Source organism: Pseudomonas sp. PB101, assembly GCF_009764265.1.
Lineage (GTDB): Bacteria > Pseudomonadota > Gammaproteobacteria > Pseudomonadales > Pseudomonadaceae > Aquipseudomonas.
This window is the reverse complement of sequence record NZ_RWIR01000011.1, coordinates 18,617-39,861: the sequence shown is the minus strand read 5'-3', so window position 1 is coordinate 39,861 and position 21,245 is coordinate 18,617. Positions and strand designations below refer to the sequence as shown.

Sequence of the window (21,245 nt, the reverse complement as noted above, 5' to 3'; positions counted from 1 at the left end):
AAAACGGTTCGGGCGATGTGCACGCAAGACTCCTCAAAGATAGCGGGCCGGCATTGGGCCAAGCGCCTGTGATTTGAGGGTTACGATAGGTGGGGGGCAGCGAGCGAACGCCACCCGAGGTGGGTGGCGGTTAAAAAATCACTGAAGACAACACAATCCCTGTGGGAGCGGGCTTGCCCGCGAAGAGGCCAGCAAATTCAACATCTGTGTTGACTGACGCACCGCCTTCGCGGGCAAGCCCGCTCCCACAGGTTTCTCTATTGGCAGTTAGTGAGTACCAGTGCCTGGATCACCCTGCGATTCCAGATCCCGCACTCGCGCCACCGCTTCATCGCGGCTGCTGACGCCGAGCTTGCTGTAGATATGGCTCAGGTGCCATTTCACGGTTTCCGGTGACAGCCCCAGCGCACGGGCGATTTTCTTGTTGGGCAGGGCCTGGGCCAGCAGGCGCACCACTTCGATCTCCCGCTCGCTCAAGGGCTCGATCCCGGCCGCCAACGGTTTGCTGGTCGGCGCCTTCTCAGGCTTGGCTTTCGAGACCGCAGGCGCGGTGGCCCCGGCGGCCTGCAAGCGTTCGACATAAAACGCCAGCACCGGGTCCAGGACTTCCCGGCTGGTGATGTCGCAGATCAGTTGCAACCCGTCCGGATGGGCGTCGAGCAGGCTGCGTACCAGGCCGAAGCGTTGCCCTCGGCGCAGTGCTTCCATGACTTTGTCCCGCGCCTGCTCATGTCGACCCCGTTCGGACTCGATCACGGCACTGAGCACCATCAGGCGCACTGCGCCGAGTTGGCGGCGGTGTCTTTCACAGGTTTCGATCAGTAGTTCTATGCGTGCGAAGGCACCGTCCAGGTCGCCCTGTGCCAGTTGCCAGCGAGCGCGGGCGTTCTCGGCCAGGATATGGATTTCCTTGAGTGCCGTGTGCCCGGCGTCCGGGTGACGCGCGTCGATGGCTTCCAGGCGCGCCAGCCTGGCCTGGGCTTGTGTGGTCTCGCCGAGCGTCAGCAACCAGCGCACCTGCCAGGTCAGGCAATAGGCTTGCAGACGCTCCAGGCCGAGTTTGATCGCGTACTCATCAAGGCGCTCGACGAACGCCAGGGCCTCCTGATGATTACCCGCCAGCCATTGCACATTCCACAGCACTTGCAGCACTCGCAGCACGGAATCGGGAATCGAGATCCGTTCGAGAATGTCGATCCAGCCCGAGAGCATCTTGAACGCGGCGTCGAGGTCGTTGGTTTCGTACAGCACTTCACCGAGCAGGGCAGCGGAGAGATAAGTCGCGTCGGCACCGCCCTTGCCGCATTGGCCGGCTTCATGCAACACATCGCGGTAAACCCGTTCCGCCTGGGTCATCTGGCCTTCAAGGGCCAGGCTCAAGCCGATCAGGCAACGACCCTGAAGGCTGCCCGCCGTGGTCCCCAGCAGTGGCTGGCCATTGATCAGCAGGTTCGGCCGGTCGAGTTGCACCTGCCGGGCCTTTTCGTATTCACCGCGGTGCATGTACAGCCAGGACAGGATGTTGGCACAGGAGCCGATGGCTACGCTGTTGCTGCCCGCGGGCGGGTTGAGCAATTGCGGCAGGACCGTCATGGCTGCGTCGGTGTCATCCCGTTGCAGGGCCAAAGACGCGCGCAGCAGCGAGATCATGAAGCGGTCATGGACTTCGTTCTCGGGAACGTCGCGAAACAGTTGTTCGAGGCTGGCGGTGCAGGCCACGAAGTCCCTGGCATACAGCTGCATCCGCGTCTTGAGAATGCGCAACTTGACCCGGGCCTGTACCTGTTCGACCGGCAACAGCCGCACCAGCTCGATCAACATGCGCAGGTCGCCATGGGCGTACAGCGCCTCGCAGTGTTGTTCCACCAGATCGGCGGCGGCCGACGGGTCTCCGCCCATGACCGCATGGTGCACCGCTTCATCCAGGTGATTGTGCTTGCGGAACCAGTTCCATGCGCGAACGTGCACCGCTTGTTGCTCGGCGTTGCTGCGCGAGTCGAAATACTTGAGCAGGGTTTCGCGCAGCAATGGGTGCAGGCGATACCAGGTTTCGCGCTCGGCGCTGTCCACCGGAATCAGGAACAGGTTGTCCCGCTCCAGCCGCGTCAGCAGCGCGTTCGCTTCGGCAACCGCCTGCGGCTGACCGCTCAAGGCCGCGCACAACGAGGCGCAGAAACGGTTGCACACGGCCATGAGCAGCAGCAGGTCCAGGTCGGTCGGTGACAGGTGGGACAACACTTCGACTTCGAAAAACCTGGCGAAGGCTTGATCGTCCCGGAGCTGCGCCTGCACCGACGTTCCCTGCGTGGCGGCAGGCGGGCGATTCTTTTTGCGGCTGACGGCGAGCAGTTGCAGGCCGGCGACCCAGCCATCGGTCAGCTCATGCATCATCCGGGCGTCCCGGGCGCTGATCTCGCCCAATTGCGCCTTGAGGAACTGTTCGGATTCGGCGGCGGTGAAACGCAAGTCCCGCAGGTTGAGCTCCAGCACCAGTTCCTGGCTGCGCAACCGCGCCAGGGACAGCGGCACGACACTGCGCGATATCAGCGCCAGATGCAGGTTGGCCGGGGCGTAGTCGATCAACCATTGCAAGGCCTGGTGAATGCCCACGTCCGTCAGGTGGTGCAGGTCGTCGAGTACCAGCACCAGCTCACGGCCACGACTGGCAATGCTGCGCACCAGGGTGATGACGGTGCGCTCCACGGCTTCGCTGTCGAGGCCGCGACCTTCCAGTTGAGTCGCTTCGCGCACGAGCGTCGGGTCGATCTGGCCGAGGCTTGCCAGCAGATAGTCAAGAAAGCGCGCCAGTTCGTTGTCGTCGGCCGACAGCGTCAGCCACGCCACGTCGAACCCCAGCGGCAACAGCGCCTGACGCCAGGCGATCAGGGTCGAGGTCTTGCCACACCCGGCCGGCCCCTTGAGCACGATGCAACGCAGGCGGCGGGCCTTGAGCATTTGCTCCTGCAGGCGCTCGCGGGAAATCAGGCGCCCGGCGCTGCGCGGCGGAGTCAGCTTGGTACTGACGATCGGAGACTGAACCGGATTGAAGGCCTGGCTGGCATGGGTGTCCGATGCATTGGACTTGCGGTGTTTATCCATGGGGCTGTCCGATTCTTTTTTGTTTTGTGAGTGCGCCGAATCTCATCGAGTGTAACCCAGACCATGGGCGGGATGACCCTGTCTTTGGCGGCCACCACCCGATGCGGGTGGTGGTCGGTGGGTTCGGGATTGATCTACTGGATGGCACAACAATAGGAGTGCTGCTGGCGCTCCAGAAGAATCACGGAGCGTTGGCGATGAGCGTACTGAGCGGCATTCGGGTGGTGGAATTCGAGGCAATCGGGCCGGCGCCGTTTGGCACCATGCTGTTGGCCGACATGGGCGCCGACGTGGTGCGCATCGACCGGCCGCAGAAGGCCGCTGACCTGGGGCCGAAGCTTGAGGGCAAGCGCGCGGACATCACCGGGCGCAACCGCCGTTCGGTCACCCTCGACCTGAAGCACCCCGACAGTGTCGCCGTCGCGCTGGAGTTGATTGAACGCGCCGACGTGGTGATCGAAGGGTTTCGCCCCGGCACGATGGAGCGCCTGGGTCTCGGCCCGGAAGTCGCGCTACAGCGCAATCCGCGCCTGGTCTACGGCCGTATGACCGGCTGGGGCCAGACTGGCCCGATGGCCGACCGTGCCGGTCATGACCTGAACTACATCGCCTTGTCGGGAGTGCTGTCGAGTATTGGTCCGGCCGGTGGTCGGCCGGTGCCGCCGCTGAACCTGGTGGGTGACTACGGCGGTGGCGGCATGTTGTTGGCGATGGGCGTACTGGCGGCGCTGGTCAATGTGCAGCGCGGCGGCGCCGGGCAGGTGGTCGACGCGGCGATGACCGAAGGTGCGGCGCAGCTGGGCTCGGTGATCTGGGGCCTGCTGGCCGGCGGTCACTGGAAAGAACAGCGCGGCAGCAACCTGCTCGATGGCGGTGCACCCTGGTACGACACTTACGAAACCGGCGACGGCCAGTACATGGCGATCGGACCGATTGAATCGCGCTTTTATGGGCAAATGCTGGACATTCTCGGACTCTCCAGCGCCGACCTGCCCAGCCAGCACGACCGGGCTGGCTGGCCACGGTTGCGTGAGGCATTCACCGCCGCGTTCCTCGGCCGTACCCGCAAGCAGTGGGAAGAGGCCTTCGAAGGCAGCGACGCCTGTGTTGCGCCGGTGCTCGGGCTCGCCGAAGCGGCCAGGCACCCCCACGGCATTGCCCGTGGCAGCTTCATCGAGGTCGCCGGGGTGGTGCAACCGGTGCCGGCTCCGCGTTTCCTCGGCACGCCATCGGCGCAACCGCAACCGGCGCCCGAGCGTGGAGAACATGGCGGCGCAGCACTGCGCGACTGGGGCTTCGACGCTGCGGCCATCGAGCGCTTGCGTGAACTGGGCCTGGGTTTTGGCGCCTGAAAACAACATGAAGAATCGCGCAGCGCAGGAGTTACACCATGGCCATTCAATTCAAGATCATCGATCACGTGGCACTCATCACGCTCGATGCGCAACAGTCGAATAACGCGCTGACCGTCAGCGACCTGATGCACCTGCGCAAGACCCTGGGTGCCTGCCAGGATGACGAGCAGGTGCGGGTGATCGTCTTGACCGGTGCCGGCGAACGCGCGTTTTGCAGCGGTGCAAGCCACAAGGAGTCGTTGCTGGGGGCATCCGGGTTTGTCGCCTGCACCCTCAAAAGCCGCGAGACAGAAGCCGAGGAGGGTGGCTACAGCCGGCTGTTCGACCTCAGCGACCTGGACATCTGGAAACCGGTGATTGCCGCCATCAATGGTGCCTGCCTGGGTGGCGGTCTCGAGTTGGCGCTGCAATGCGATCTGCGCATTGCCTCGGCCAGCGCCACGTTCGGCTTGCCAGAGGTTTGCGACGCGACCATTCCGGCGGCCGGTGGCGTGCAGTACTTGCTGCGTGCAATTCCAGCGGCCCATGCCATGAAAATGGCGCTGACCGGGGAATCGATCAACGCCGGGCAGGCCTTGGACATCGGTTTGATCATCGAGCTGTTGCCCAGGGACCGCCTGCTGCCAGCGGCGCTGGATCTGGCCGAGCGCATTGCCGCCAATGGCCCGCTCGCGGTGCAGTCGATCAAGCGCCTGGCCTTGCAGAGCGCCCATCTCGCGCCCCGGGACTTCGTCACCCAGGCCCATCTGCACTGGGGCTTGCTGCGCGACAGCGAAGATCACGCCGAAGGGCGCATGGCCCAGGTCGAGCAGCGCTCACCGAAATACACCGGTACCTGATCCGTATCCTCGCGTTCGTTACCTGACAACAATAATTCACAGGAGAACCTCATGTATCTGACCCAAGGCCTGCACCGTGTGCTGCAGCAACGTCCCCATGCCGTAGCGACGGTCTTTCGCGACCGCCGCCGCACCTATGCCGAACTGGCCGACCGGGTGGCTCGCCTGGCCGGGGCCCTGCAGCAACTGGGGATGCGGACCGGCGATCGCGTCGGTCTGCTGGGCCTGAACTCCGACCGGTTCCTTGAGTATTTCCTGGCGACCTGGTGGGGTGGTGGCGTGGTCAACCCGGTGAACATTCGCTGGAGCGTGCCGGAAATCGTCTATTCGCTGGACGACTGCGACACCCGCATCCTGCTGATCGACGACACCTTCCTGCCCATGGCCGAAGGCATTGCCGGCAGCGCCAGGGTGCGGCCGTTGCTGATCCACATCGGCGACGGGCCGTTGCCAGAAGGCATGCTGTCCTACGAGCAGTTGATGGGTGACGCCACGCCCGTGGACGACGCGTTTCGCGGCGGCGACGACCTGGCAAGCATCATGTACACCGGCGGCACCACCGGCCGACCGAAAGGCGTGATGCAGTCGCACATGAACCTGTGGTCCGCCGCCGTGGCCCGCGCCGCCGACGTACCGGTGCCGGTGGATGCATTGACCCTGCACATCGCGCCGATGTTCCACCTGGCGGCGCTGTCGCGGGTGATCCTGATTTCGCTGCTGGGGCTGCCGAGCATTTTCGTTCCGGCCTTCGATGCCCTGGACGTGATGCGCACCATCGAGCGCGAGCGCATCACCGATATCCTGATCGTGCCGACCATGCTTCAGGCGCTGATCATGCACCCGGATTTCCCCAGGCATGACCTGAGCTGCCTGCGCAGTCTCACTTACGGCGCCTCGCCGATTGCCGTGCCCTTGCTGGAAATGGCACTCAAGGCCTTGCCGAATGTCGAGTTCACCCAAGGCTACGGCATGACCGAAGCGGCGCCGCCGATCTCCGCCAACGGCCCGGAAAACCACAGCGCCGAAGGCATCGCCAATGGCCGCCTGCGCTCGGCCGGGCGCCCGGGGCTGGGTGTCACGGTGCGCATCGTCGACGAACAGGACAACCCAGTGCCCTGCGGCACCGTCGGCGAAGTGGTGGTGCGCGGCCCGAACATCATGCTCGGCTATTGGAACAACCCCGAGGAAACCGCCAAGGCCTTGCGCGGCGGCTGGATGCACACCGGCGACGGTGCCTACATGGACGCGGATGGCTTCATCTACATCGTCGACCGCTTCAAGGACATGATCGTCAGCGGTGGCGAGAACGTGTATTCCGGCGAGGTGGAAAGCGCCATCGCCAGCCACCCGGCCGTCGCTGCCTGCGCAGTGATCGGCATTCCCTGCGCGCAGTGGGGCGAAGCGGTGCACGCGGTGGTGGTGCTAAAGCCGGACAACGAGGTTGCAAGCGCCCAGATCATTGAGCACTGCCGTCGGCAGATTGCCGGCTACAAGACCCCGAAATCCGTGGAGTTCCGTGCTGCGTTGCCGTTGTCCGGTGCGGGCAAGGTGCTCAAGCGCGATCTGCGCGAACCGTTCTGGCGCAGCACGGATCGGGGTGTGAGCTGACAGCATGTACATGACCCAATGCCTGCAGCGCACACTGCAACAGAACCCGGATCACATCGCGACTATCTGTGGCGAGCGTCGCCACACCTACAGTGAATTTGGCGAACGGGTCGCTCGCCTGGCGGGCGCCTTGCAGAAAATCGGCATGGCGGCCGGTGACCGGGTCGGCATGCTCGCGCTCAATTCCGACCGCTACCTGGAATACATCATGGGCGTGTGGTGGGGCGGCGGGGTGCTCAACCCGGTGAATGTGCGCTGGAGTGTGCCGGAGATTGTCTACTCGCTGGACGATTGCAATACCGCCATCCTGATCGTCGACGAACACTTTGCCACGCTGGCCGAAGACATCCGCAAAGTCACGCGCCATGCGCCCCGATTCATTTATGCCGGTGAGGGCGAAGTGCCGGTGGGCATGCTCGGTTTTGAGCAGTTGATTGCCCAGGCCACGCCGGTCGAGGACGCCGGGCGCGGCGGTGAGGACCTCGCCTGTATCATGTACACCGGCGGCACCACCGGGTTTCCCAAGGGGGTCATGCAGTCGCACCTGAACCTGTGGTCGGCGTGCATGCCACGCATGGTGGACATGCCGCCGATCCGTGGCGGTCTGTTGATGCATGTCGCGCCATTGTTCCATGTCGCCGGCATGGCCCGTGCGCTGATTCAGTTTCTGGCCGGTGAAAGCCATGTGCTGGTGTCGAGCTTCGACCCGCTGCAGGCCTTGCAGATGATTGAGCGCGAACGGGTCACCGAGACGTTGCTGGTGCCGACCATGATCCTTGCGCTGTTGGCTCATCCAGACTTTGACAAGTATGACCTGGACAGCCTGAAGCGCCTGACCTACGGCGCTTCACCCAGTGCCGGGGATATGGTCGAGCAAGTGCTGGCCAGACTGCCGGACATCGAATTGTCCCACTCCTACGGGCTGACCGAGGCCTGCCCGGTGGTGTCCAGCAATCTGCCGTGCAATCACACGCCAGAGGCGCGCATCAGTGGCCTTTCCCGCTCGGTAGGGCGCGGTGGCCTGGGCGTCAACGTGAAGATCGTCGACCCGCAGGGCCAGGAGGTACCGCGCGGCACGGTGGGCGAGATCATCGTGCGCGGGCCGAACATCATGCAGGGCTACTGGAACAAGCCCGAGGAAACCGCCAGGGCGTTGCGCGACGGTTGGCTCTACACCGGCGACGCGGCGTGGATGGACGAGCAGGGCTACCTGTTCATCGTCGATCGCTTGAAGGACATGATCGTCAGCGGTGGGGAAAACGTTTACTCGGCGGAAGTCGAAAACGTACTGGCGCGACACCCGGCCGTGGCGATGTGCGCGGTGATCGGCATTCCCCATGAGCAGTGGGGCGAGGCGGTGCACGCGGTGGTGGTGCGCAAGCCAGGTGCCTGGGTCGATCAGCAACAGCTGCGCTTGCATTGCCGTGAATTCATCGCCGGCTACAAGTGCCCCAAGAGCGTGGAGTTCCGCGATGACCTGCCGCTGTCGGCGGCCGGCAAGGTCCTCAAGCGCGAACTGCGTAAATAACCACACCACACCCCCCCTGTAGGAGCGAGCCTGCTCGCGATGGACGTCAACGATAACGCGTGCTGCCTGAATTTACGCGTCGTCCTTACGTCCATCGCGAGCAGGCTCGCTCCTACAGGGGCCGTGTTTCAAACCTTCGATTTTCGCTACCCGATCCGGGTGGCTTCACCACCCACCCGCATCAATACAGTGGACTCACGAACCAGGCGCTCGTCTGCCTGGCAATCCACTGGAGATCCCGATGCACATCAACCGTACCGTCTACCGTGAAGACCACGAAATGCTGCGTGAAACCGCGCGGCGTTTCTTCGAGCGCGAATGCCTGCCCAAGCAGGCGCAGTGGGACGAGGCCGGGCAGGTCGACCGGGAAACCTGGCTCAAGGCGGGCCGCCATAACCTGCTGTGCCTCACCGTGCCCACCGAGTACGGCGGTGGCGGCGGCGATTTCGGCCACTCGGCGGTGCTGATCGAAGAGCTCTACCGCGCCGGTGTCTCCGGCTGGAGCCTGGGCGTGCATTCGGACATCGTCGCGCCCTACATCGTGCGCCTGGGCACCGAAGAGCAGAAGCACAAATGGCTGCCGAAAATCTGCACCGGCGAAACCGTGCTGGCGGTGGCCATGACCGAACCGGGCACCGGTTCCGACCTCAAGGCCATTCGCACCACCGCCGTGCGTGACGGTGACGAGTGGGTGATCAACGGCAGCAAGACCTTCATCAGCAACGGCCTGACCTGCGACATGGTCGTGGTGGTGTGCAAGACCGACCCGAGCGCTGGCGCCAAGGGCTGCAGCCTGATCATGGTGGAGTGCAACCGCGAAGGTTTCCGTCGTGGCCGCAAGCTGGAGAAGGTCGGCCAGCATGCTGCCGACACCGCCGAGCTGTTCTTCGACGACGTGCGCGTGCCGGTGGGCAACCTGCTCGGTGAGGAAAACAAAGGCTTCATGCACCTGATGGAAGAGTTGCCGCAGGAACGCCTGGTGATCGCCCTGTACAGCGCCGCCAAGCTCGAACGCCTGCTGGAGCAGACCGTCGAGTATGTGAAGGACCGCAAGGCCTTCAACCAGACGGTGTGGGATTTCCAGAACACCAAATTCAAGCTCGCCGACATCAAGGCCAAGGCCACCGCGGTGCGCCTGACCATCGACCACTACATCGCCGAACACATGCGCCGGCGCCTGACCGTGCAGGAATCGGCCATCGCCAAACTGTACGCCACCGAGACGCTTTGGCAGTGCATCGACGACATGGTCCAGCTCCACGGCGGCTACGGCTACATGCTCGAGTACCCGATTGCCCGCGCCTTCGTTGACATGCGTGTGACGCGCATCTTTGGTGGCACCAGTGAAGTGCTGCGCGAGCTGATCGCGCGCCAGTTGTGATCCTTCCTCCTCATTTTCAGGTGACACCATGAGCGAAAAAGTCCTGGTTGCCGGCGTCGGCATGATCCCGTTCCGCAAGCCCAGCGAAAGCCCGACCTATGTGCAGATGGGTGCCGAAGCGATACGTCTGGCCCTGGCGGATGCGGGCATCGACTACAAACAGGTGCAAGAAGCCTATGCCGGTTATGTCTACGGCGACTCTACCTGCGGCCAGACCGTGCTGTACGAAGTGGGGATGACCGGGATTCCTGTGGTCAACGTCAACAACAACTGCTCCACCGGTTCCACCGCGCTGTTCCTGGCGCGCAAGGCCATCGAGTCCGGTTCGGCCGATTGCGTATTGGCGGTGGGATTCGAGCAGATGCAGGCCGGCGCGTTGAAGTCCCACTGGGACGACCGCCCGCCAACCCGTGAACGCTTCCTGCCGATCCTGCGCGGTCTCACCGCCGATATGGATGGCATGCCTCAGGCCATCCGTACCTTTGGCGGTGCCGGGCGCGAGTACATGCACAAATACGGCACCAAAATGGAAACCTTCGCCGCCGTGCGCGCCAAGGCCAGCCGTCATGCCGCCAACAACCCGCTCGCATTGTTTCGCAAGGTGCTCAGCGTCGAAGACGTGATGAACGACCCGGTGATTCTGCCAGGCGTCATGACCCGCCTGATGGCGTGCCCGCCAACCTGCGGTGGTGCCGCGGCGATCCTGGTGTCCGAGCGTTTTGCGAAGAAGCATGGCCTGCGCCGCGACGTGGAAATCCTCGCCCAGGCGATGACCACCGACACCCCGGAATCCTTCAACTTCGAAAAACCGTCGATGCTCGACTGGGTCGGTACCCATATGACTGACGCCGCCGTGGGCCAGGTCTACGAGAAGGCCGGGGTCGGCCCGCAGGACATCGATGTGTGCGAGCTGCATGACTGCTTCGCCCAGAACGAAGTGATCTGCTACGAGTCGCTGGGTTTCTGCCCGGAGGGCGGGGCCGAGAAGTTCGTCATGGACGGCGACAACACCTACGGCGGACAGATCGTCATCAACCCGTCCGGCGGCCTGCTTTCCAAGGGCCATCCGCTGGGCGCGACCGGTCTGGCGCAGTGCTACGAGCTGACCCGGCAGTTACGCGGCAACGCCGACCAACGCCAGGTCGAAGGTGCACGCCTGGCCATGGCCCATAACCTCGGGCTGGGCGGTGCATGTGTGGTGACGCTGTACGGCAAGGCCAGTGGGGGTGCCCGGTGAGCAGCTTGCTCGAGGCCTTTCGCCTGACCGCGCTGCCGCCACACGCCGAGGCCTTTCGTGCCGAGGTCAAAGGTTTTCTGGGCGAGCATCTGCCGAGCGTCCCGGCGGATGTACGGGCCCGCAGCTGGACCGGTTTTGACGCCGGTTTCAGTCGCCAACTGGCGCAACGTGGCTGGGTCGGCCTGACCTTGCCGGCCGCTTATGGCGGTGCCGGGCTGGATGCATTCAGTCGCTTCGTGCTGGTCGAGGAACTGCTGTCGGCCGGTGCTCCGGTGGCGGCGCACTGGATCGCCGACCGCCAGAGCGGACCGTTGATCCTGAAGTTCGGCAACGACGCGCAGAAGGATTTTTTCCTGCCGCGCATCTGCGCCGGCAAGGCGTTTTTCTGCATCGGCATGAGCGAACCGAATTCAGGGTCTGACCTGGCCAGCGTGCGCAGCCGCGCCACCCGTTGCCCTGAAGGCTGGCGTCTGAGCGGGCGCAAGATCTGGACCACCAATGCCCATCACGCCGACTACATGATCGCCCTGGTGCGCACCAGCGGCTCGCCCGAGGACCGTCACAACGGGCTGTCGCAATTCATCATCGACCTCAGGCAGCCAGGCATCAGCGTGCGTCCCATTGTCGACCTCGCCGGCGACGCGCATTTCTCTGAAGTGGCCTTCGACGACGTCTTGCTCGGCGAAGACGCGTTGGTGGGCGAGGAGGGCAGCGGCTGGAAGCAGGTCAATGCCGAACTCGCCTTCGAGCGCAGCGGGCCGGAACGCTTCTACTCCAGCGTGGTGTTGCTCGATCTGTGGGCCGACACCTTGCGTCGTCATGGCGCCACTGCACAGGAATCCGCGTTGCTCGGCAGTTTCCTCACGCAGTTGACCTGCCTGCGCAATCTCTCGCTGGCGCTGACGGCATTGCTCGCCCGGGGTCAAAGCCCGGTGGTGGAAGCCGCGCTGGTCAAGGACATCGGCACTGAATTCGAACAGGCGATCCCGTCAGCGATTGCCTCGGCGATCAGCGCAAATCCGGATGTACCCGTCGATGAGGAGCTGTACCGCACGGTCGCCTACCTGAACCAGGTCGCGCCGACTTTCTCGTTGCGCGGCGGCACCCGGGAAATCCTGCGCGGCATGATCGCCCGCGGCCTCGGCCTGCGCTGATGCACCTCGAATAGGAAAAACTTCATGTTCACTGAAGCCATTGAAAAGATCCTCAGCGACTTATGCACGCCGGCGCTGGTCCGTGCGGTGGAAGGCGCAGACAGCGCTGCAACGCTGTGGAGTGCCCTGGAAGACAGCGGCTTTCTCGAATTGCTGACGCCAGAAATCGCCGGTGGCGCGGGACTGGCGCTGAATGCACTGCTGCCGATTTTTGTCGCCTTCGGTCGCTGCGCACTGCCGGTCCCGGCGGCGCAAAGCATTGCCGCCCGCGCGTTGCTGCGTGACTGCCCGAGCGCGCCACCGTCCGGCATGGTGACCCTGGCCGGTACAGCCTGTCGCCAGTCCGATGGTCTGTTGTGTGTGCCGCGTGTGGCGTTTGGCTTGTTGGCTGATTTCGCCCTGGTCAACCTGGAAGGCGAGTTGCTGCTGCTCGATTGCAGCCTCGCCCGCCGCGAGTCCACGGGCGTTCACGGCAGTCAATGCGCCACCTTGTACTGGCCGCAGGATTCACTCGGCAGCGCAATCGGTCATAACGGCGAAGAAGTTCGAGTGTTCAACGCCGCTATCCACGCCGCCGCCATCGCCGGGGCCATGGAGCAGGTTCTCGCCATGACGCTGGAGTACTGCAACGACCGGGTGCAGTTCGGCAAGGCCATCGGCAAGTTCCAGGCCGTGCAGCATCAACTCAGCGTGATGGCCGAGCAAGTGGCCGCCGCGCGCATCGCCGCTGAACTGGCGTTTTCCGGCGATTTCCAGGTGCCGGACCGGATGGCGACGGCCATTGCCAAGGCGCGGACCAGCATGGCCGTGCCTCAAGTCACGGCCATCGCCCACGCACTGTTCGGCGCCATCGGCGTGACCGAAGAACTGGACTTGCAACTGTTCACCCGGCGCCTGCACGAGTGGCGTATCAGCGACGGCTCGGAAACCTGGTGGAACGGCATCGTCGGCCAGGCGTTTCTCGCACAGCCGGACACCTGCGCCAGCCATTTCGTGCGTCAAGTCACCCCGTCCCCATCGGCCTGAGGATCATTCATGAGCGCGTTTTTGAAATACGAACAGGAAGGTCATGTCGTCACCCTGACGATGAATGACCCCGAGCGACGCAATCCGCTGACCGGCAACAGCGCCGTGCCGGAATTCCTCGAAGCCATTGAGCGAATCGAACGCGACAGCAGTGTGCGTGCAGTGATCATCACCGGCGCCGGCACGGCGTTCTGCTCCGGTGGCAACGTGCGCGACATGGATCGCTACGCGCAGATGTCGGGCATGCAGTTGCGTCAGGAATATCGCACCGGCATTCAGCGCTTGCCCCTGGCGTTGTTCAATCTGGAAGTACCGGTGATCGCCGCGGTCAATGGCGCGGCCATCGGCGCGGGGCTGGACCTGGCGTGCATGTGTGACATCCGCGTGGCATCGGAGCATGCGAAGTTTGCCGAGAGTTTCGTCAAGTTGGGGATCATTCCTGGCGACGGCGGTGCCTGGTTGTTGCCACGCATCATCGGTTTGTCCCGCGCCACCGAACTGACCCTGACCGGACAAATGATCGACGCGCGCCAGGCCGAGCAATGGAACCTGGTGTCCCGCGTTGTTCCCGCCGAGCAGTTGCTGGATACGGCGCGGGACATCGCCGCGTCGATTGCCGCCAACCCGCCTCACGCCGTGCGCCTGGCCAAGCGTTTGTTGCGCGAGGCCTTGCACACCCGACTCGACACGCTGCTGGAAATGTCGGCGACGTTCCAGGTGCTGTCGCACCAGACCGCCGACCACCGCGAAGCCGTGGCGGCGTTTATCGACAAGCGACCACCGACTTTTACCGGGTGAGTGTCACCGAGCGTAACGCCCGGTGAGCGGCGTTCAGACCGGGTGGTTACGCGGCACAAAATCCCATCGATAACGCTGCTTCAAATCACCCGTTCGGGTGTGAGACCCCCAACGGAGCCCCACTAGCATGGGCGCTCCAACACTTAATCCTTAACCGGAGAAACCGCATGACAACAAAAACAATGCGCGGAGTCTTCCAGCCGAGTCTGCTGGCCGTCGCTGTGATGGTTGCCGCTTGCGCGAGCAATCAGGCTCACGCTGTTGATTTCAACATCGGGGAAATCCAGGGCAATTTCGATTCGTCGCTGTCGGTCGGTGCGAGCTGGTCGACGGCTGATCCAGACAAGCAATTCATCTCCAACTTCAACTCCCAGGGCGTCACCGGCGGCCAGTCTTCGTCCCGCACGACAGACGACAACCGCCTGAACTTCAAGAAGGGTGAAACCTTCTCGAAGATCTTCAAGGGCGTGCATGACCTTGAGCTGAAATACGGCGACAGCGGCGCCTTCGTGCGCGGCAAGTACTGGTACGACTTCGAGCTGATGGACGAGAGCCGTCCGTTCTATGACATCAACGACTCGGGGCGCGACCGTGCGGCCAAGTCGTCCGGCGCGATGTTCCTCGACAGCTTCATCTACCACAACTACACGATCGGCGATCAGGTCGGCAACGTGCGCCTGGGCAAGCAAGTGGTGAGCTGGGGCGAGAGCACTTTCATCGGCAACTCGATCAACAGCATCAACCCGATCGACGTCGCCGCGCTGCGCCGTCCGGGGGCGGAAGTGAAGGAAGGCCTGATCCCGGTCAACCTGCTTTACGTGTCCCAGGGCCTGGCCGACAACATCACCGCCGAAGCGTTTTATCAGCTGCAATGGGACAAGTCGGTGGTGGACAACTGCGGCACGTTCTTCGGCAGTGACGGCGTACCCCAAGGCTGCGACGACCGCCTGGTGATCGCCGGTCTCGACCTGCCGCCGGGCGTGGCGAAGAACACCGGTGGCTTGGCAGCCATTGCCGCGGGCAGCGATGACGCCTTCATTCCGCGCCTCAACGACAACGATGCACGCGACAGCGGCCAGTACGGCCTGGCCTTGCGCTGGTACGTGCCGGAAGCCAATGACACCGAGTTCGGTGCCTACGCGATGAACTACCACAGCCGCAGCCCGTTCCTCAGTATCAATCAGATGAGCAACCCGGCCGGTGGCGTGGCCTCGGCGCGCAGTGCCCGCTACTTCATCGATTACCCGGAAGACATCCGCCTGTATGGCTTGAGCTTCCAGACCAACGTCGCCGGCGTCTCGCTCGGTGGCGAAGTCAGCTACCGGCCGAACATGCCGCTGCAACTGAACACTGCCGACCTGTTGTCTTCGGCCACCTTCGGCGCGACGTCGCCGCTGATCACCACCGGTTTCGCCGGGCGTACCCTGGGCGGCGAGGTCAATGGCTACAAGCGCATGCCGGTGACCCAGGCGCAGGTGACCGCCACGCAGTTCTTCGATCAGGTCTTCGGCGCCAGTCGCCTGACCCTGGTGGGCGAGGTGGGTTACAACAAGATCAACGGCCTGGGCAAGGCGGACGGTACGGACTTGCGCTTCGGTCGCAGCCCGGCTTTCGGTTCCGGTGAACTGCCGGGTGCCGCGGGTGCCGCCACTTGCCGTGGCACCGCAGCGGGCCTGCCCAACGCCAGCAACCCGGCGCAGGAATGCAACAACGATGGTTTCTACACCAGCAGCAGCTGGGGCTATCGCCTGCGCGGCAAGCTCGATTACCAGAACGTGATCGCCGGTATCAACCTGTCGCCGAACATCGCCTGGTCCCACGACGTCCAGGGTTACGGCCCGAACTTCGATGAAGGCTCCAAGGCGGTCAGCGTCGGTGTCGATGCCGACTACCAGAACACCTACACCGCCAGCCTCAGTTACACCAACTACTTCGGCGGTGATTTCAATACCAACGTCGACCGCGACTACGCCGCGCTGAGCTTCGGCGTGAATTTCTGATGCAAGCCTGCCAGAGGAATCTGAACATGAACGCACGTGTAATGCTGCGCGCTGGCGCACTGAGTCTGTCGTTGCTGGCCAGCGGTGTGATGGCCGCTGTTAGCCCGCAGGAAGCCGCGCAACTGGGTACCACTTTGACGCCACTGGGCGCGCAGAAAGAGGGCAATGCCAACGGCACCATTCCGGCGTGGACCGGAGGCCTCAAACCCGGCGCGGCGGCACTCGACAATGGTTTTCTCGGCGATCCGTTCGCCGGTGAAAAGCCGCAGTTCGTGATCACGGCAGCCAACGTCGAGCAGTACAAGGACAAGCTGACCCCCGGCCAGATGGCGATGTTCAAGCGCTATCCGGACAGCTACAAGATCCCGGTGTTCAAGACCCAGCGCACCGCCGCCTCGCCTCAGAACATCTATGACATTGCCAAAAAGAGTGCGGTGACCACCGAACTGACCCCCGATGGCAACGGCCTGGTGAACTTCACCCAGACCCGCTATTACCCGTTCCCGATCCCAAAGAACGGTGTGCAGGTGTACTGGAACCACACCAACCGTTATCGCGGCGGCAACATGGAACGCATTGCGGCCCAGGCCGCTCCGCAAACCAACGGGTCTTACTCCATCGTCGAGTACGAGGACAAACTGGCCTTCCCGCAACTGATGGACGGCGTCGATGCCGGGCAGGCGGACAACGTCCTGTACTACTACAAACAGGAAATCACCGCGCCGTCACGCATGGCCGGCAGCGTGATCCTGATCCACGAGACCATCGACCAGGTCAAGGAACCGCGCCTGGCGTGGGTCTACAACGCCGGCCAGCGAAGGGTGCGCCGTGCGCCACAGGTGGCGTATGACGGGCCGGGCAACGGCTCGGACGGCATGCGCACCGCCGACAACACCGACATGATGAACGGTGCGCCGGATCGCTATGACTGGAAGCTGGTGGGCAAACAGGAACTGTATATCCCTTATAACAACTACAAATTGCAGTCACCGAAGGTCAAGTACGACGACATCATCAAGCCGGGACACATCAACCAGGACCTGACGCGTTACGAGCTGCACCGCGTGTGGCACGTGCAGGCCACGTTGAAGCCGGGCCAGCGCCACGTGTACGCCAAGCGTGACATGTACTTCGACGAAGACACCTGGCAACTGGCCGAAGTCGATCACTACGATGGCCGTGGCCAGCTGTGGCGGGTGGCGGAAGGTTATGCGGTCAACGATTACGAGCGTGGTGCGTCGAACTTTGCCATGCTCGGCATCTACGACCTGATCGCCGGTCGCTACAACGTGTTGGCGATGACCAACCAGTCCAGGCATGCCACCACCTACGGCATGACCGCGAAAATGACCGACTTCACCCCGGCGGCGCTGCGTAACGACGGCATTCGCTGACCGCTTGTCCGGCTTCAGACAACGCCCTGTTCGCAGGGCGTTGTGCGTTGATACCCACCTGATGCGGGTGGCGCCTGAACTGCCGACTGGCCCAATGATGGAGTTCACTTTCCATCAATGAGGTCTGCCATGTTGATGCCACGACCGCATCTGTGCGACGTACTCGAGAGCAAGCCTTGCCGCTTGCAACTGCTTTGCGCGCCTGCCGGGTATGGCAAGACTTCCGTTTTGCAGGAGTATTTGCAGGGTGTCGCGACGGTGGTGTGGGTGTCTTTGGGTGGGCAGGCTTTGACGCTTGAGCACTTCATTGCACGATTGGCGGGGGCTTTGGGGTTGGCGGTTGATACGGCGCCGGATGCGGTATTGGCGTTTCTTGATTCAAGAGATGCGACGTCCGGGAAATTGTATTCGCGAGCAGGCTCGCTCCCACAGGGGATTGCGGTCAACTGTGGGAGCGAGCTTGCTCGCGATGGGGCCCTGGCGAACAGCGAAGATCCCAAACTTCGCCTGATCTTCGACGACCTCCCGGCACACCTGCCGCCAGAACTGAACCACTGGTTCGACCAACTCCTGTCCCTGAAAAACCCACGACTGCAAGTGCTGGTCACCTGTCGCCAGCGCCCGGACTGGAATCTGCCGCGCCTGATGCTGACCGGCCAGCTGCTGGAACTCGATGCCCGGCAACTGGCCCTGCGCCCCGACGAATTCGAATCGATGATCGATGCCCTCGCGCCGCACACCGATGCACTGGCCAGGGAAAAGCTCTGGCATGAGACCGGCGGGTGGTGCGCCGGTGTTCGCCTTGCGCTTTCGGCTCCCTTGCTCGGTCAGTACCTTGAGCGTGAATTGCTGTCGCGGCTCAGCGAAGAACAGCGCGAGGTCCTTGGCGGCCTCGCGCATTTGTCCCGGGTCAGTGCCGACCTCTGCGAACAGTTGTGGGAAGGCCAGCAGGGCGGGCGGGTGTTCAACAGCCTGCTGCACGGCCAGGCCTTTGTGTTCCCGGTCGAGCAACAACCAGGCTGGTACCGGCTGCTGCCGGCCGTGGCCCGGGCGTTGCAGCCGCAACTGACCGGCGTGGCGCTGAACCGCTTGCGCCTGCGGGCCTGCCAATTGCTCAGCGTGCTGGGGCAGGTCGACGACGCGGTGGAGCAGGCGTTGTGCGCCGACCAACCCGAGGTGGCGGCCAATTACATGGAGCGCCTGTGGCTGAGCTGGATCCTCGCTGAGCGGCATCTGAACAAGCTGATGGACTGGCGCGAGCGCATCGAGCCGCAACTGTTGCACAGCAGCCCGCGCCTGATTTACCTGTGTGCCAAGGCGTTGTTGTTCAGTGGGCGGCTGGACGAAGCCGGCGAATGCCTGACGCGCCTGGGGCATTTTCTGCCGTTGCCCGATACGCGGCGCAACCAGCGCCTGCTGGCAAACTGGCAGGCGCTGTACGGCACCTTGCAGGCACTGCGCGGCCACGCCGATTGTGCGCGCCTGCATTGCCGTGCGGCCCTCGACTGTCTGTCGGCCGAGGATTGGCTGTCGGTCCTGTTGTGTCACTGCATCCTGGCGCGCATTGCGATGGAGGCGGGCGACCTGGTCGAAGCGCAATCGCTGCTGGATCACTCACTGGAACTGGCCCGACGCCAGGGCAGTCATGAATCGGAAGTGCTGGTCAACGTCGACCGGGTGCGCCTGCTGATCCTTCAGGGGCAATTGGGCCTGGCGCAATCGCTGGTACGCAGCGAGCTCAATCGACTGACCACGAGCGGGGCGCGGCCGTACCCCTTGCTGGGACGGTTGTTGTTTGCGCAAGGCGAGTTGCTGTTGCAACAGGGCCACGCCAACGAAGCCGAGGCGGTGGTACAGGCGGGGCTGTTGCAGGTCCGCGACTGCTGCGCACCTTTTGTGCTCAACGGTTATCTGCTGCTGGCGGAAATCGCCTCACGCCGCCATGACCCGGAAAAGGCCCGCTGGCATCTGCACGAAGCCGAGCGGCGCATGCATTGGGGCAAGATCCACCCGGCGTGCTACCAGGGGCCGATCGCCCGGCACAAAGCCAGGATCGCCGCCCGCGAGCAACCGGCCAACGACGAAAAAGTCTTGCCGGTGCGCACGAGCGGCGTGCCGGATTACCAGGACGACCTGACGCCCCGCGAGGTGTCGGTGCTCAAGTTGCTGGCCGAAGGCATGTCGGTTCGCGAAGTCGGCAGCCGCTTGTTCATCTCGGAAAACACCGTGAAAACCCACGCCAAGAACATCAACGTCAAGCTCGGCGCGTGCCGTCGCACCCAGGCCATCAACAGCGCCAAGGCCATGGGCATTCTCGCCTGAACCCTTTCGAGCGGCCGCCACCCACCCGGTCCGGGTGGCGGCGTCGCGCCGGCAATGATCAACCATGCAGCCAGACCCTGTGCATTGCAGCCCCACGCGGGCGCTTCCCGACAAAAACAAGAGAGGTAGTGATGAGCGCCATCGAGAGTTCGACGAGCTGTGACATCCGCACGATCCTGGAAAAACAGCGAGCGGCCTTCCAGGCCCGTGAGCCCTATAGCCTGGAAGAACGCTGTGAATTGCTCGACCGGGCGATCGGTTTGCTGGTCGACCATGAGCAGGAAATCATCGACGCCCTGACCGCCGATTTCGGCCATCGCAGCCCCGGTTTTTCCAAGGGCAGTGAAGTGCTGTCGCCGCTGGCCACGCTCAAGCAGACCAAGGCCGAACTGGCGTCATGGATGCGCCCGGAACAGCGTCAGGCCCGGGCCGGTGAAGCCTGGGTACAGTATCAGCCGCTTGGCGTGGTCGGCATCGTCACCGCGTGGAACGTGCCCGGCTACATGGTGTTCAGCGGGCTGGCCGGCGCTTTGGCGGCGGGCAACCGGGTGATGATCAAACCGTCGGAATACAACCCGCAGACCTCGGCGCTGATCGCCACGCTGATTCGTTCGGTGTACGCCGAAGAGGAAGTGGCGGTGATCCTGGGGGACGCGCAGGTCGGCCAGGCGTTCTGCGGCCAGCCGTTCGACCATCTGCTGTTCACCGGTGCCACCAGCATCGGCAAGCACGTGCTGCGGGCGGCGGCGGAGTACCTGGTGCCGGTGACCCTGGAGCTGGGCGGCAAGTCGCCGACGATCATCTCGCGCTCGGCGGGCTTCAACGATGCGGTGGCCAAGGTGGTGATCGGCAAACTGCTCAACGCCGGCCAGTTGTGCGTGGCACCGGACCATGTGTTTGTTCCGCAGGAGTCGGTGGACGCCTTCATCGGCGTGGCCAAGGCGGTGGTCGCGAAATTCTTCCCGACGCTCAGGGACAACCCTGACTACACCTCGATCATCAACGCCCGCCATTTCGAACGCTTGCAGGGCTACCTGAGCGAGGCCCGCGCCGCCGGTGTCGAGTTGATCGAACTGAACGCCGCGGCGGAAGACTTCAGCCAATCGACGCTGAACAAGATCGTACCGACGCTGCTGCGCAACCCCGGCGACGATCTGCAGGTGATGCAGGACGAAATCTTTGGTCCGCTGCTGCCGATCAAACCCTACGCAACCCTCGACGAAGTCATCGCCCAGATCAATGCGCGGCCGCGTCCGCTGGCGCTGTACTACTTCGGCAAAGACGCCAGCGAAGAAGCGCAAGTGCTCGCGCGCACCTGCTCTGGCGGCGTGACCCTCAACGGCGTGATGAGCCACGCCAGCACCGAAGGCCTGCCGTTCGGCGGCGTCGGCCCGAGCGGCATGGGCGCCTACCACGGCATCGACGGTTTCCGCACCTTCAGCCACGCCAAAGCCGTACTGCGCACGGCCAACCCGGCCTGAACCCCCCCATCATTGTCGAGAGA

The 21,245-nt window shown here is 63.6% G+C and carries 14 protein-coding genes; 13 read left to right on the top strand and 1 reads right to left on the bottom strand.

Translation table 11 applies throughout. The annotated features are described in order from the left end of the window. Positions 1-267 precede the first annotated feature (267 nt). Entirely contained in the window at positions 268-3,099 is a 2,832-nt protein-coding gene (locus EI969_RS03225) for a LuxR C-terminal-related transcriptional regulator (protein WP_160385900.1), read from the bottom strand. A 197-nt stretch (positions 3,100-3,296) separates the two neighbouring features. Here EI969_RS03225 and EI969_RS03220 point away from each other — a divergent pair, with 197 nt between their 5' ends. From EI969_RS03220 to EI969_RS03160, 13 genes are all read left to right on the top strand, one after another. After that, positions 3,297-4,451, top strand: a complete 1,155-nt coding sequence (locus EI969_RS03220; RefSeq protein ID WP_160385899.1) for a CaiB/BaiF CoA-transferase family protein — start codon at positions 3,297-3,299, stop codon at positions 4,449-4,451. 38 nt (positions 4,452-4,489) lie between these two features. Beyond that, positions 4,490-5,293 (top strand): enoyl-CoA hydratase/isomerase family protein, encoded by an 804-nt coding sequence (locus EI969_RS03215; RefSeq protein WP_160385898.1) that lies wholly within the window; start codon positions 4,490-4,492, stop codon positions 5,291-5,293. Between the two features lie 51 nt (positions 5,294-5,344). Then, complete coding sequence (locus EI969_RS03210) at positions 5,345-6,901, top strand: long-chain fatty acid--CoA ligase (RefSeq protein WP_160385897.1); 1,557 nt, start codon at positions 5,345-5,347, stop codon at positions 6,899-6,901. A gap of 4 nt (positions 6,902-6,905) precedes the next feature. Then, a complete protein-coding gene (locus EI969_RS03205; RefSeq protein ID WP_160385896.1) occupies positions 6,906-8,429 on the top strand; it encodes a long-chain fatty acid--CoA ligase in 1,524 nt (507 codons plus the stop codon). Positions 8,430-8,670: 241 nt separating this feature from the next. Continuing rightward, a complete protein-coding gene (locus EI969_RS03200; protein ID WP_160385895.1) occupies positions 8,671-9,810 on the top strand; it encodes an acyl-CoA dehydrogenase family protein in 1,140 nt (379 codons plus the stop codon). 28 nt (positions 9,811-9,838) lie between these two features. Further along, positions 9,839-11,047 (top strand): lipid-transfer protein, encoded by a 1,209-nt coding sequence (locus EI969_RS03195; protein WP_160385894.1) that lies wholly within the window; start codon positions 9,839-9,841, stop codon positions 11,045-11,047. After that, entirely contained in the window at positions 11,044-12,201 is a 1,158-nt protein-coding gene (locus EI969_RS03190) for an acyl-CoA dehydrogenase family protein (protein WP_160385893.1), read from the top strand. The genes EI969_RS03195 and EI969_RS03190 overlap by 4 nt, the downstream gene beginning before the upstream one ends. Before the next feature lie 24 nt (positions 12,202-12,225). Next, positions 12,226-13,227, top strand: coding sequence for an acyl-CoA dehydrogenase family protein (locus tag EI969_RS03185; RefSeq protein WP_160385892.1), 1,002 nt, complete (start codon positions 12,226-12,228; stop codon positions 13,225-13,227). Between the two features lie 9 nt (positions 13,228-13,236). Beyond that, positions 13,237-14,025 (top strand): crotonase/enoyl-CoA hydratase family protein, encoded by a 789-nt coding sequence (locus EI969_RS03180; protein WP_160385891.1) that lies wholly within the window; start codon positions 13,237-13,239, stop codon positions 14,023-14,025. A 167-nt stretch (positions 14,026-14,192) separates the two neighbouring features. After that, positions 14,193-16,025 (top strand): DUF1302 domain-containing protein, encoded by a 1,833-nt coding sequence (locus EI969_RS03175; protein ID WP_160385890.1) that lies wholly within the window; start codon positions 14,193-14,195, stop codon positions 16,023-16,025. 26 nt (positions 16,026-16,051) lie between these two features. Beyond that, entirely contained in the window at positions 16,052-17,419 is a 1,368-nt protein-coding gene (locus EI969_RS03170; RefSeq protein WP_160385889.1) for a DUF1329 domain-containing protein, read from the top strand. 129 nt (positions 17,420-17,548) lie between these two features. Beyond that, positions 17,549-19,741 carry a LuxR C-terminal-related transcriptional regulator gene (locus EI969_RS03165; RefSeq protein WP_160385888.1) on the top strand — a complete coding sequence of 731 codons (2,193 nt, stop codon included), beginning with the start codon at positions 17,549-17,551 and terminating at the stop codon, positions 19,739-19,741. A 131-nt stretch (positions 19,742-19,872) separates the two neighbouring features. After that, entirely contained in the window at positions 19,873-21,222 is a 1,350-nt protein-coding gene (locus EI969_RS03160) for a coniferyl aldehyde dehydrogenase (protein WP_160385887.1), read from the top strand. Positions 21,223-21,245 lie beyond the last annotated feature (23 nt).

Coding starts and splice junctions, on each gene's coding strand:
- EI969_RS03225 (WP_160385900.1), bottom strand. CDS start 3,099: ATGGATAAACACCGCAAGTCCAATGCATCGGACACCCATGCCAGCCAG.
- EI969_RS03220 (WP_160385899.1), top strand. CDS start 3,297: ATGAGCGTACTGAGCGGCATTCGGGTGGTGGAATTCGAGGCAATCGGG.
- EI969_RS03215 (WP_160385898.1), top strand. CDS start 4,490: ATGGCCATTCAATTCAAGATCATCGATCACGTGGCACTCATCACGCTC.
- EI969_RS03210 (WP_160385897.1), top strand. CDS start 5,345: ATGTATCTGACCCAAGGCCTGCACCGTGTGCTGCAGCAACGTCCCCAT.
- EI969_RS03205 (WP_160385896.1), top strand. CDS start 6,906: ATGTACATGACCCAATGCCTGCAGCGCACACTGCAACAGAACCCGGAT.
- EI969_RS03200 (WP_160385895.1), top strand. CDS start 8,671: ATGCACATCAACCGTACCGTCTACCGTGAAGACCACGAAATGCTGCGT.
- EI969_RS03195 (WP_160385894.1), top strand. CDS start 9,839: ATGAGCGAAAAAGTCCTGGTTGCCGGCGTCGGCATGATCCCGTTCCGC.
- EI969_RS03185 (WP_160385892.1), top strand. CDS start 12,226: ATGTTCACTGAAGCCATTGAAAAGATCCTCAGCGACTTATGCACGCCG.
- EI969_RS03180 (WP_160385891.1), top strand. CDS start 13,237: ATGAGCGCGTTTTTGAAATACGAACAGGAAGGTCATGTCGTCACCCTG.
- EI969_RS03175 (WP_160385890.1), top strand. CDS start 14,193: ATGACAACAAAAACAATGCGCGGAGTCTTCCAGCCGAGTCTGCTGGCC.
- EI969_RS03170 (WP_160385889.1), top strand. CDS start 16,052: ATGAACGCACGTGTAATGCTGCGCGCTGGCGCACTGAGTCTGTCGTTG.
- EI969_RS03165 (WP_160385888.1), top strand. CDS start 17,549: ATGTTGATGCCACGACCGCATCTGTGCGACGTACTCGAGAGCAAGCCT.
- EI969_RS03160 (WP_160385887.1), top strand. CDS start 19,873: ATGAGCGCCATCGAGAGTTCGACGAGCTGTGACATCCGCACGATCCTG.